Origin of the sequence: Sphingobacterium sp. LZ7M1 (assembly GCF_024296865.1) — a bacterium.
In the GTDB taxonomy this organism is placed as follows: Bacteria; Bacteroidota; Bacteroidia; order Sphingobacteriales; family Sphingobacteriaceae; genus Sphingobacterium.
The window spans coordinates 361,969-374,757 of record NZ_CP101134.1 but is presented as its reverse complement, the minus strand read 5'-3'; the positions used below and the strand labels follow the sequence as shown (position 1 = coordinate 374,757).

13 protein-coding genes are annotated in these 12,789 nt (G+C 40.2%); 11 read left to right on the top strand and 2 right to left on the bottom strand.

Annotated elements, in window-relative coordinates; genetic code table 11:
• Nucleotides 1-167: 167 nt before the first annotated feature.
• Together NMK93_RS01640 and NMK93_RS01635 are read right to left on the bottom strand one after the other, a co-directional pair.
• A complete protein-coding gene (locus NMK93_RS01640; RefSeq protein WP_254526567.1) occupies nt 168-782 on the bottom strand; it encodes a hypothetical protein in 615 nt (204 codons plus the stop codon).
• Between the two features lie 6 nt (nt 783-788).
• Nucleotides 789-1,907 (bottom strand): LVIVD repeat-containing protein, encoded by a 1,119-nt coding sequence (locus NMK93_RS01635; protein ID WP_254526568.1) that lies wholly within the window; start codon nt 1,905-1,907, stop codon nt 789-791.
• A gap of 391 nt (nt 1,908-2,298) precedes the next feature.
• Here NMK93_RS01635 and NMK93_RS01630 point away from each other — a divergent pair, with 391 nt between their 5' ends.
• From NMK93_RS01630 to NMK93_RS01580, 11 genes are all read left to right on the top strand, one after another.
• Entirely contained in the window at nt 2,299-2,850 is a 552-nt protein-coding gene (locus NMK93_RS01630) for a hypothetical protein (RefSeq protein WP_254526569.1), read from the top strand.
• A gap of 58 nt (nt 2,851-2,908) precedes the next feature.
• Nucleotides 2,909-4,744 (top strand): ABC transporter ATP-binding protein, encoded by a 1,836-nt coding sequence (locus NMK93_RS01625; protein WP_185211352.1) that lies wholly within the window; start codon nt 2,909-2,911, stop codon nt 4,742-4,744.
• A 96-nt stretch (nt 4,745-4,840) separates the two neighbouring features.
• Nucleotides 4,841-5,218 carry a YtxH domain-containing protein gene (locus tag NMK93_RS01620; protein ID WP_185211353.1) on the top strand — a complete coding sequence of 126 codons (378 nt, stop codon included), beginning with the start codon at nt 4,841-4,843 and terminating at the stop codon, nt 5,216-5,218.
• A gap of 53 nt (nt 5,219-5,271) precedes the next feature.
• Nucleotides 5,272-5,931 carry a heme exporter protein CcmB gene (locus NMK93_RS01615; protein ID WP_185211354.1) on the top strand — a complete coding sequence of 220 codons (660 nt, stop codon included), beginning with the start codon at nt 5,272-5,274 and terminating at the stop codon, nt 5,929-5,931.
• Nucleotides 5,932-5,942: 11 nt separating this feature from the next.
• The gene (gene ccsA / locus NMK93_RS01610; RefSeq protein ID WP_185211355.1) at nt 5,943-6,605 is read left to right on the top strand and encodes a cytochrome c biogenesis protein; all 663 of its coding nucleotides are present in this window, start codon (nt 5,943-5,945) and stop codon (nt 6,603-6,605) included.
• Nucleotide 6,606: 1 nt separating this feature from the next.
• Nucleotides 6,607-6,810, top strand: a complete 204-nt coding sequence (locus tag NMK93_RS01605; RefSeq protein ID WP_254526570.1) for a CcmD family protein — start codon at nt 6,607-6,609, stop codon at nt 6,808-6,810.
• 14 nt (nt 6,811-6,824) lie between these two features.
• Nucleotides 6,825-7,808 carry a DUF6427 family protein gene (locus NMK93_RS01600; RefSeq protein ID WP_185211357.1) on the top strand — a complete coding sequence of 328 codons (984 nt, stop codon included), beginning with the start codon at nt 6,825-6,827 and terminating at the stop codon, nt 7,806-7,808.
• A 320-nt stretch (nt 7,809-8,128) separates the two neighbouring features.
• Nucleotides 8,129-9,328 (top strand): hypothetical protein, encoded by a 1,200-nt coding sequence (locus NMK93_RS01595; protein ID WP_254526571.1) that lies wholly within the window; start codon nt 8,129-8,131, stop codon nt 9,326-9,328.
• Nucleotides 9,329-9,346: 18 nt separating this feature from the next.
• A complete protein-coding gene (gene lptC, locus NMK93_RS01590) occupies nt 9,347-9,931 on the top strand; it encodes an LPS export ABC transporter periplasmic protein LptC (protein WP_236736560.1) in 585 nt (194 codons plus the stop codon).
• Between the two features lie 148 nt (nt 9,932-10,079).
• A complete protein-coding gene (locus NMK93_RS01585; protein ID WP_254526572.1) occupies nt 10,080-12,179 on the top strand; it encodes a SurA N-terminal domain-containing protein in 2,100 nt (699 codons plus the stop codon).
• Nucleotides 12,180-12,244: 65 nt separating this feature from the next.
• Entirely contained in the window at nt 12,245-12,760 is a 516-nt protein-coding gene (locus NMK93_RS01580) for a DUF2480 family protein (protein WP_185211361.1), read from the top strand.
• The last annotated feature ends 29 nt before the right edge of the window (nt 12,761-12,789 follow it).

Genomic DNA, 12,789 nt, shown 5'->3' with positions numbered 1-12,789 from the left:
ATTTTCCGAACGCAAACCGGGTTTTCTCGAATATGCCTCGAATAAGGTCTAAATAAAACTCGAATAAATAGCCCCTTTGAAAGCACAAAAAACAAAGGGTAGCAAATCACTTTGCCACCCTTCCCATGTTATGGTTATTAGGATTATTTTTTTATCGTGAATACGTTTTAGAATCCAAATCCTACCTTTAAGGAGAACCTGTGGGCATCCATTTTCTTGGTTTCTGCATACTCATCAATTGGATAAGCTTGGATGTAATTCACATAGGGTTCAAAAATAGGTGGCTTTTGCTGGGTATATTTAGCTTTTATAGCTTGGTACTGGTAGCCTAAAGTGAATGATATAAAACCAGTTCCTTCGGACAGTTTCAATTTGACGCCCAATTCTGGGGCTATCCGTATTCCACCTGAGATATCGCCCTTTTGTCGAGGTTCATTTTCCCAAATAAAGCCGTAACCAGCATCTAATCCGGAAATTATCCTTGCCTTACCGGGATCCAAAAAGGTGTATCGTGCTCCCAAGGAAATCGGGACAGAGGAAAAAGTATGGATGGCATCAACAGCATATTTTTCGAAACCTGCAGTCCCTCCGATAGCTAAATCAGGATTCAATTGGTATCCATTAAAGGTTTGGGCGGTAATGCCGGCTTCCTGGAATGTCATATCATAGGCCATGACCCCAAATTCGGTATGGTTCATGTATTTTTTCTCTTGGGCTCTTAACACTTGGATACCGTTCAGTCCTAAAATGAGGACCAAAAACAATTTGAAACGCTGCTTCATAAAGAATTATTTTTTCAGGTTAATGGAAATACAGCTCAATTGTTTCAAATTGGCTTTGTTGGTATAATCATATTGGCAGATACCCTCAGGCCCCAAGACTATCAAGGATTTTGGTCCTGCAATGACATCAAAGCTTTTCAGGTTTTCCAAGTTCTGCATGATGTTCTTATCAATGGCCGTGACATCGGTAACCTTGAAGCTTTTCAAACCGGACTCACCTTCACATACATAGAGATGCTCACCGGTCAGGGCCAATCCATGAGGGCTTTTCAGGTTATAGCTCTTCACCAGTTGAGGTGCACTCAGGTCACGGATATTGACAACTTGCAAGGCATTGACGTTTCCATTACATATCGTACCGGTTCGTAAAGTCACAAAAGCAAAATCATCGTTGACAACGACAGGGTCACAGGCAAAGGCATGGGAATAATTAGCAAGCTCCTTAGGGCTGGTCGGATTAGAGATATCTAGGATATGCATACCATTATTTGCACCGACAAACAGAGATTTCTTGTAGGGAAACAAGGTTTCGATTCCAAAACCAAGGCTCACTTCATTGATCAATTTTGGTGCGCGGGCATTTTGAAGGTCAAAGTTTTTCACTTTATCCTGAAAAATGGCAAACAGGAAGTTTTCGGCAATGGCAAACCTAGCCAAAGAACCTGCTTGTCCAACCGTGTTTCCACTGGTGCCACTCCCATTTGAACCGGAATAATTATTACCTATACTTTCATAGTCCAAATAGCGCTGGCCATCAGGTTTATATTCGCGATGATCAGCGAAACTCACCAACGAGTCCCGGTAAGCCACGGGCACAGGGTCGTCATCCCTTAAAACATTAACCGGTTTGTTGTCCACTATATATTTGACAGCAAACACATCCTTTTGTCGATTAAGCAAAACGGGTTTGCTGATATTAGAGATATCAAAGGTCAACAGATCGACAATATTATCGACATAGAGCAGGTTATTTTGTACCCCAAGATCAAAATTCCCAAGGATCGGCAGAAAACCCAAGGGTTTGGGAGTTGCAGGATTGCTATTATCATAAATATGAATACCTTTATTCGGTTCATTGACCAATAGATAATCCTTATATAGATAAATTTTTCCTGTTGAAGTCATTGGTTGGGGTTGAGTGATACTAATATTGCTTGCCCTGATTTCTCGCAAAGTTTTATAGATGGGAATCTTGGCAATATAGGTCCCCTCGGAGCCAATTTTGTCACAGCCCCAAAAAAGAGAAAATAGCAGGACTGGCAAAATCAGCAAAAAGCATCTTTTAACAGTTAGTGTTGTGGATTTCATAAGTTTATACAATTGGATTATATTTATGATATACGATAACAAAACTCAAAGTGCGACAGCAGGTTAATGTTTTTTCACAATAATGAGATTTTATTGATTGTCGGCAATAAATAGACCTAGAAACAGCATCAATACAAAAAAAGGCAGTAAAATTGCTGTTAACGAAGCCATGATTAAAAAAAATAAAGCAAGGATCATCCATACAAACATGAAAAAACACAACTTCCTGCTACTGATTGCCCTCTTTTTTGTTCAATTGTTGCACGCTCAAGATAGTACGGCAGTCAAGGCAGACTCCATAACATTTGAGGCACAACGGGAACGAGTGAATCAATTATTGAACGATAGGAGCCGTCGATTTGGGGAATATGACCAGTCATTGGAGAAGAAAACTGGGGTGTTCGGACTGTTCAAGACCAAGAAGGACATGCAGAAATCCATCGATATCCTGAGACAGGTGGTATTGAACGACAATAACATCTTTTTGGAAACCCGGAAATTATTAGATTTAAAGGATGCGCAAAGTGAACGCTATCAACGGTTGGCCGGTGAATATGACATGCAGGTTTCTGCATACATGAAAACCATCACAAAACTGCAGAATGAAAATGACAAACTACGGGAAGAGCTGAAATCCATGGAAAGTACGGATACGGGCAACGGGGTGCTGATTTATTTGGCAGTTATCGTCATCATAGCTTTAATAATCCTTCTGATTTATCAGTACAATAGGCATAAACCCAAAAAATTGACGGAATAGTGATAAGAAGACCTATTTATATTGGTACTTTTGCTCAAAAAGAGAAAGAAATTAGTACATGGCCAGACCGAGATTGAACAGTGGAGACACCCATTCGGGGGATTTACCCAAACCGAAGCTGAACAAAGAAATTTTCCAGAAAGCACTACGGATATTTTCCTACATCAAGCCTTTTAAGTGGAAATTTGTGATTGGGATGGTTTTTTTAATCCTTTCCAGCTTAACCATGCTGACGTTTCCGGCGCTATTGGGAGCAATGATAGATGCCGCACAGGGAAGGGTGAAATACGAGTGGCTACCGGCTAGCGTGATGTACATTGGTGGATTGTCATTGATCATCTTATCCTTTCAGTCCGTAATTTCTTTTTTTCGGATCCGCTTGTTTGTGGAGATTGCCGAAAAAGCATTAGCCAATATCCGCAAGGACACCTACCATCGATTGATTACCTTACCGATTGATTTTTTTGCTAACCGCAGGGTTGGTGAACTGAACAGTCGCCTATCATCCGACCTTTCCCAGATCCAGGACACCATGACCACGACCTTGGCAGAAATGCTCAGGCAGACCATCAGTCTATGTTTTGGGGTAGCTCTATTGATATGGGTTTCGCCAAAGTTGGCATTGATGAACCTATGTATCCTACCGTTGATCATTATCGTGGCGATTATTTTCGGGAGATTCATCCGGAACCTTTCTAGGGAAGCACAAGATAAACTGGCAGAATCCAATTCTGTTGTACAAGAAACATTATTGGGCATCAGCAATGTCAAGGCTTTTGTAAACGAGTTCTTTGAATCAAAGCGTTATGCAGAAAAGCTGAACCAATCGGTGGCATTAGCTGTAAAAGGCGCAACTTACCGCGGTATTTTTGCCTCATTTATCATATTTGCCATCTTCGGGGCAGTCATTATCGTTATCTGGTACGGTGCATCCTTAGTTTCCATCCATGAAATTTCGGTAGGAGATTTAACGACGTATATATTATATTCCATGTTTGTTGCTGGTTCAATGGGTAGTTTCCCAGAACTTTATGCCACCTTACAACGCTCTTTAGGGGCAAGTGAACGTGTGTTGGAAATCTTGAACGAGCCTAAGGAAGATATACAGGTCAGCGAAGAAGATAAAGAGATCAAGGTGGAGTTGCATGGTGACATCCAATTTGATCACGTGACCTTTGCCTATCCGACCCGACCGGACCTGACCATATTAAAAGATCTCTCTTTTCATGTTGCTGCGGGTAAAAAACTGGCAATTGTCGGCCCTAGTGGAACTGGGAAATCGACCATTGCATCCTTGATCCTACAATTTTATCAGCCTAGCAGTGGTACCTTAAAATATGATGGTATTCCAGCAGATCAGCTGGCCCTGACCGATATCAGGAACCAAGTTGCCATTGTCCCACAGGATGTACTTTTGTTTGGAGGTACCATCCGTGAGAACATCAGCTACGGAAACCTGAATGCTGAAGCGGAGGATATCATTACCGCTGCAAAACGAGCAAACGCGCACCAATTTATCATGGACTTCCCTGAGGGCTATGATACCGTTGTAGGTGAACGCGGCGTAAAATTATCCGGAGGGCAAAGACAAAGAATTGCCATTGCCCGTGCCCTATTGAAGGATCCAGCCATCTTAATCTTAGATGAGGCTACCTCTTCCCTAGATTCAGAATCAGAAAGGATGGTCCAGCAAGCATTGGTAGAACTGATGAAGAACAGGACATCCATAATTATAGCACACCGACTGTCCACTATTCGAGACGCTGACAAGATTATTGTTGTCGAAGATGGCATCATTTCAGATATGGGAACCCACCAGGAATTAATGGAAAAAGGCAGCGGATTATACCATCATCTCTATACATTACAGTCCCTTCACGTAGTTGAAAGTTAATTTTTGTTAATTTAGGGAAGCAAAAAACATTTTGGCTTATACCTTGTTTATCATTAACAGAACATATTAGACTAAATAGGATAAAAAAATAGAATCATGGAAAAAAATAGAAATGGATTAGTGGCATTTGCCTTACTAGGATTAGCAGTAGGAACTGCAGCATATTACTTATTAGGAACTGAAGACGGAAAGAAACAATTAGATCGTGCTAATGATGGCATCAAGAGCTTAACAAAATCGATCAAGGATCTTTCTAAAAAAGAAGCGAAGAGAGCTCAAAAATTAGCTAAAACTGCTAAGGAAGATTTAGAGAACTTAAAAGACCGTGCTAAGAATGCTGGCCGTGATGCTTTGGACAAAGCTTCATCAAAAGCAAACGAATGGGCTGGAAAGGCATCTGATGCTGCCCATAATTTAGCAAACAGAGCTGAAGATGCAGCTGATAAAGCAAAGTCAGAAATTAAAAACGCTTAATTTCTAGCGCAATCATACAATGCTCAACAGATTGATTTGTATCTTTGTGCTACATGAATCTGTTCGAACAAGTAAAAACATTAATATATAAAGATGTTGTATTAGAATGGCGGTCGAAATATGCCATTAACAGCATCCTACTTTATGTGGTATCCACAGTATTTGTATGTTATCAATCATTCAAATCTGTGGATACTATTGTTTGGAACACCTTGTTCTGGATAATTCTCTTATTTGCGGCGATCAATGCGATGAGCCGCAGTTTCATCCAGGAAACGGGCAGTCGCCATCTCTATTATTATGCGATCGTTGGCCCGAAGGCGATTATCCTCGCCAAGATCATTTACAATTCCCTGGTCATGATACTGATGACCGCCATTGCATTCATCGTATATAACCTGATCTTTAAAACAGAGATTGGGAATCTCCCAGTCTATCTACTAAGCATCTTATTAGGGAGCATATCCTTTGCCACCGTATTTACGATGATTGCGGGGATCAGTGCAAAAGCAGGCAATAACAGCACGATCATGGCGATATTGAGTTTTCCGGTTATCATTCCCTTACTGATCATATTGATCAAACTTTCGCGATCGGCATTAATGGGCGGCTTTTTATCGAGCAGTTGGGCTGATATTGCTGTTTTATTGGCAATTAATGTCGTTACAATTGCTATTTCTTTGCTGTTATTTCCTTACCTTTGGCGAGATTGATTTTTGTTCTTATGAAAAAAAGTTGGTGGAAAATTTTAGGGGTTGTCATGGTCGCTAGTACCATAATTGCAGGACTCCTTGGCCCCGTTCCCGTATTATCTATTTTAAATGAAACCATTCGTAATGTATATTTCCACGTTCCAATGTGGTTTACGATGATGATTCTTTATTTGATATCCCTGATCTATAGCATTAAGTATCTGAACACGGGCAAGCGTGAATACGATTTCATGGCTGTTGAGGCCGTAAATACCGGTATTTTATTCTGTGCCTGTGGATTGATGACAGGAATGTTGTGGGCAAATATTACTTGGGGAGCACCCTGGACGAATGACCCACAGTTGAATGGAGCAGCCATTGCCACTTTGATGTACTTAGCCTACTTGGTACTTCGCAATGCCATGGAAGAAGAACAGAAACGTGCTAAGATCTCTGCGATCTACAATATTTTTGCATTTCCGATCATGATCGTATTGATCTATATCCTACCAAAGATGAATGATTCACTGCATCCGGGAAGCGGGGGCAACTCTACTTTCGGGGATTTGGATATGGACAATTACATGCGCCCTGTATTTTACACAGCGGTAATTGGTTGGATTTTGATTGGTTGTTGGATAGCGACCCTACGTTATCGCGTTCGTATAATTGAAGATAAAAGAAATAGTTTTTAATATGAGAAATTTTCTATTGTCCCTACTGGCATTAATGATCAGTTTTTCGTCGAATGCCCAAGAAAAGGTTCAGATGGCTGATGGTCTTCGTGCTGAAGGAAAAATCTATGTGGTCGTGGCAGTGATGCTGGTAATCTTTTTATCAGTTGCCATTTACTTATTTAGCATAGACAAAAGAGTCAAAAAACTAGAAAAAGATAAATAAGGGAATACCATTCTATGCTGATCAACCAACATCGAACACTTTCGGGTCTGAACGTATTTCTCGTTATTCTTGTTGGTACCGTATTATGCCTAGGTGTGTTCTACCATCTGCCTGAGAAACTGACTCCAGTTTTATTTGAACCAGGATTGGACCGCTTAGCTGGAATCCGTTTAGGATCCAACTTTTCACCTTCCGGCAATGTATTGATCACCTTGATCCTGACCTTGCTACAGGCATTTTCCTTAAATCGGGTAGTAAACCATTTCAACCTACTGGGAAAACCTAGCTTCCTGACGTCATTGATGTTCATGACCTTAGTGAGTCTATTCATCCCATTCTTGGTTCTATCGCCTACCCTAATCTGTAATTTCATTACCATTTGGATGCTCCAAAAGCTGTTCAATATCTACAAGCACGTGGATATTAAAGGGATCATGTTTGATCTTGGTCTTTTGGTGGCATTGGGAAGTTTAATCTATTTCCCGTTCATCGTGATGCTGTTGTTGATTTGGTCAAGCTTAGTCATATTCCGCCCTTTTTACTGGCGGGAATGGATCACACCATTATTAGGGGTGATAACGGTTTATTTCCTATTGGCGGTAGCTTACTTCTGGTTGGAAAGAATGGATGAGTTCTATCAGATATTCCTTCCCTTTACCTATGCATTTCCGACGAAACTGAACATGGATATGCATGATTATTTTGTCCTGATCCCTATTGTCATTTCGTTGGGAGGGTTTTTATTTATCTTGAAGGACAACTTTTTCAAGAGTGTTGTACAGATCAGAAAAAGCTTCCAGTTATTGTTTATCATGTTGTTATTGATCTTTGGTTCCTTTTATTTGAACCAGGAAAGATCGATCAATCACTTTTTGCTTTGTGTACCCCCTCTATCCATTTACCTAGCCTATTTTTTCACGCATGCCAAGGTGAAATGGTTTTACGAAACGCTATATCTAGTCATATTATCCACAATTATCTATTTTCAATTTTTCTAAACTACTGTCCAATAGGTGTTTAACCTTTTTTAACAAACAAAAAGCTTGTGATATTTAAAAAATAGATAGTTTTGTAGCAAAAATTCGGATAATACAGCCATCATAAAAGATTTAGGCGCATTGATTTGAACAGAAGATATTTTGCAAGAATAATGCAGCGATAAATCCACTTAAAAATGTCAGAACAGTTGAAACTATTTTACTCTAATACGTCCTTACTTATTTTATTAGGAATAAGTTCAATTTTACTCTCGAGTACACGCTCCTATGGGCAATCCTCTACCTCACATTCGCCATATTCCCAATTTGGATTGGGACAAATGCGCGAAGATCTACTTCCTCAGACCCGAGGAATGGGTGGGATTTCTGCTGGTGTAAGATTTCAGGGCGGTTTACCGGTTTTAAATATTTCAAACCCTGCATCCTATTCAGGATTCAACCGAACCATTTTGGATGCCGGTCTATATGGCAACGTCACTCAATTGCAGAAAAACAGCTTGACTGACCATACTGCAGACTTTGCATTCAGTCATTTTGCCTTCGGCTTCTCATTGAACAAGAACAATGGACCAAAATTAGGTGGTATTTCGTTCGGATTGATACCTTATTCAGATGTGGGTTATAGCATCTCCGCAAAAAGAGATATCAGCAATACTCCTTATTTGACCAAATTGGTTGGAGAGGGGGGCCTTAACAAGGCTTATGTTGGTTATGGGGTGTCTCCATTCAAAAACTTCAGCATTGGTGGTAATATTGGATTCCTATTTGGTAACCTATATGACAAGTCCATCATTGAGTTTCCTTCCAACTACGACTACTACAATACTTCGAAAACAGATACCAGAAGGGTTACAGGTATTGTATATGATTATGGTGCGCAATATTTCATCCCATTGGGAAACAGAAAGAACTTAACCATTGGATATTCCGGATCACTGGATAATTCTGTGAAGAGCAAGGTTTCTACGATCGTAACCCGTACGATGACCGGAACAGGAAACATAACGGAACAGGTTCCAATTGACACATCCTATTCAGATGTCTTATCCAATCGCAAAATCAACTTACCTTTAAGACATAATGTAGGTTTTACCTTCAGCAAAGGTGTGAACTGGACAGTAGGTGCTGATTTCAAATATGCAGATTGGTCGAAGTACCAAGTTCGTCAGGGAGAAGATGCCTTAGGAAAGAACATTGGTTTTGCTGTCGGTGGACAGATCAAACCGGATCCTACATCTTTGAACTATCTAAAAGTAATCGATTACCGTTTAGGTTTCAGATATAACAAAACACACATGACCGTGAACCAGCAACGTATCAATGATATGGCGGTTACGGTGGGATTAGGATTACCATTACCGGAGACCGGTTTTGGAAGGACTTTCTCCAATGTGAACATTTCGGCCGAGTTTGGCCAACAAGGAACGATCAAGAGCAATTTGGTCCGTGAGCGATATATCAATATCAACTTAGGGTTCACCATTAATGATGCTTGGTTTATCAGAAGAAGTTACGATTAACAAATGCGCATTGCAGAAATGAAAATATCGAGAATATTGCCCCTAACAATTGTTTTGCTAGGGGCAATCTTGTCAATTGCCTGTGAAAATGACACCAAGGACATCGATCGCTTGGCAAATATCAAGCAGGAAGAGGCCGTGGATATTTCCAAGGATGTAACGGTCGTATATAGTGATTCGGCGAAGGTAAAAGCTGAATTAAAGGCTCCTGAGATGCGTGTTTATCATGACAGTACCGGAAATTATGAGTTCAAGAAAGGTGTTCTGATTATTTTCTTCGACGACCAAGCCAAAGAGATGCAACGAGTAACCTCCGAATACGCTTTGCAGAAAAGGATTGAAGGATTGACCGAATTCCGGAAAAATGTAGTGATCACCAAGGTGGATGGGACGATAATCAAGACGGAAGAATTGATTTACGACGAGAAGAACAAGAAATACTATGGTAGTCAACCCATTACTGCGGAATACAATGATGGCCGGACCTCTGCACAGGGGACATCCTTCACGGCGGATGCAGATTTCAATGACATTCGATTTATGAACGGTACTGCCATTCATATTCCATCGGCAGACTCCCAGCTTCCTTCGTTTGGGAACTAACAGAAATAGAAGGAATTGGCGAAAAGAAAATTGAAATAGGCTAAATATAAATTTTTACCTTATTTTTTTATAAAAGTTGTATCTTGCGCCTTGTTTTTAAGAAAAACAAATTAATTAAAATATTAGCATAAAATTATAGAATATCGTTATGGGATTAATGACCTCTTTGCGAAACCGTGCGGGCTTAGTCATTTTCGTGATCGGTTTGGCAATTGTTGCATTTTTATTGGGTGATGCCATCAATGTTGGTACCCCATTTTGGCAGAGAAGCCAAAATGAAGTGGGTAGTATCAATGGAGAAGGGATAGATTATCAAAACTTCAATGTACAAGTTGACCAAGCAAGCCAAATGTATCAACAACAAATGGGAGGAGCTTCCTCGCCACAGATGCGCGGATTTGCCGTACAGCAAGTATGGAACCAGTTTTTAACACAGAATTTATTAAATCAAGAAATTGATAAAATCGGTCTTCAGGTAGGTAAGGAAGAATTGAACAGCTTATTGTTCGGTAACAATCCTTCACCACAGATCATTCAAGCTTTCACCAACCCACAGACTGGTCAGTTTGACAAAAACTATCTTTCTGCAGTTATTGAACAAGCGAAAACTAACCCGGAGATGAATGCACAATGGGAAGGTTTATTGCAGAATGTGAGAAACGAACGTTTGAACCAGAAATACACGAACTTGATCAATAACAGCATCTACACCACTTCTTTAGAAGCTGAATATGATTACAATTCACGTAATAAACTTGCAAACTTCAAATATGTCATGTTAGACTATGCATCGGTAAAAGATTCAGAGATCAAATTGACAGATGCAGATTACAAGGAATATTACGATAAAAACAAAAATGCGTTCAAAAATCCAGAAGAGATCCGCACGTTAGAGTATGTTTTGTTTGATGCGAAACCAAATTCTGCTGACTCAGCATTAGTATTAGGTGAGATTCAAAAATTGAAAACAGAATTACAGGCTTCAACAAATGATTCAAGCTTCGTAACGATCAATTCAGAAAACAAATACCCTGTAAGATATTATACAAAAGGTCAATTGAGTCCGGCATTGGATTCAGTAGCTTTCCAAACGGCTGCTGGAACGGTTGTTGGTCCTTTCTTGACACAGAATGTTTACGAAATTGCGAAAGTAATCGCAGTAAAGAACAGTGCAGATTCAGTTAATGCAAGTCATATCTTGATCAATCCAGCTACAGAAGGTGGTGTTGATAAGGCCATGGCTAAAGCAGATTCGATCAAGAACTTGGTTCAAGGAGGAGCGAGCTTCTCAGCACTAGCGGTTGAGTTCAGCGCAGACCCTAACAGCAAAAACAATGCTGGCGAAATCGGTACATTGACTCGCGGTGCATTCCCTGAGCTTGATGAAACCTTATTCGAAGGTAAAACTGGTGATGTGAAAGTGGTATCGACCAATTATGGTGTTCATATCGTTAAAATCAACAGACAGATCGGTAATTCTCAAATTGCGAAACTTGCTATCGTAGACAAGAGCATCAATTCAGGAAAAGAAACTACAGATGCTGCATATTCTAAAGCGAACCAATTCTACACAGCAGCAAACAAGGATAATTTCAATGATATCGCGAAACAACAAAACGTTGAGATCTTGAAAAACGACCGTACTGTTGCTATGGACAATATGTTAGGTGGAGTTGAAGTACCTAGAGAGTTAATCCGTTGGGCTTTTGAGGCTAAAAACGGAGAGGTTAGCGACAAGGTTTATGAAACTACGGATAACTTTATCGTTGCAAGGGTAACCAACATTCAACCAAAGGGAATCCAGCCATTGGAATCAGTTAAGACATTAATTGAGCCAGTTGTTAAGAATTTAGTTAAAGCACGCATGTTGAAGGAGAAAATGAACAATGCATTGTCCGGAGCTGGGAACATCGATCAGGTGGCTCAGAAATTAGGCAAGAATGTTCAGACAGTAGACAATGTTGTTTTAGCGAACCCTGTAATTCCGGGCGTAGCTGTTGAGAATGCTGTCGTAGGTACAGTATTTGGTCTTCAGCCAAACAAACCATCTAAGTCTATCGAAGGAAAACAAGGCATCTATGCTGTTCAAGTGGCAGGTTTTGTAAATCCTAAGGCATTAGCTGGCGAGGAATTGACTACACAACAAAAGCAGATCACAGAAGCAAAATCGCAACGCTCATGGGGAACTATCTTGAAAGCCCTACAGGACAATGCGAAGATTGTTGACAATCGTATTAAATTCTATTAACATAGAATTGATTAAATTTGTAGCTGGATGACGAATGTTATCCAGCTTTTTTTATTTTTATAGAAATGGACATTCAAGAAAACATAATAAACAAGGTCGCTCAGAGCGGGTTGATAACGATTGATTTGGCAGAGCATGCTCCAAAAGCCGCTATTGAAATTTATGATATCAAGGATAATTTATTCCATGGTCTGATCCTTAAGGAAAAAGACTTCAGGGAATTCATTAAAACCCATGACTGGACCCAATACAAGGACAAACATATCGGGATAATCTGTTCTGCAGATGCGATTGTGCCTACCTGGGCCTATATGCTCCTATCTACCAAATTAGCTGATCAAGCCTTATCGATCCATTTTGGGGATGAGGACTATGTGCGCAAGATCTTATTTGACCATGCCCTTTCTACCCTGGACTATAGTCAGTACCAGGACCAACGCATCGTAGTAAAAGGTTGCGGGGATATTCCGGTACCTGAGTCAGCCTTTGTTACATTTACAACACAATTAAGCAAGGTTGCCAAAAGCGTCATGTACGGAGAACCTTGTTCCACTGTCCCTGTATTCAAGCGAAAATCTTAAACTTTCCAATATAATTGCTGTCAAACCCG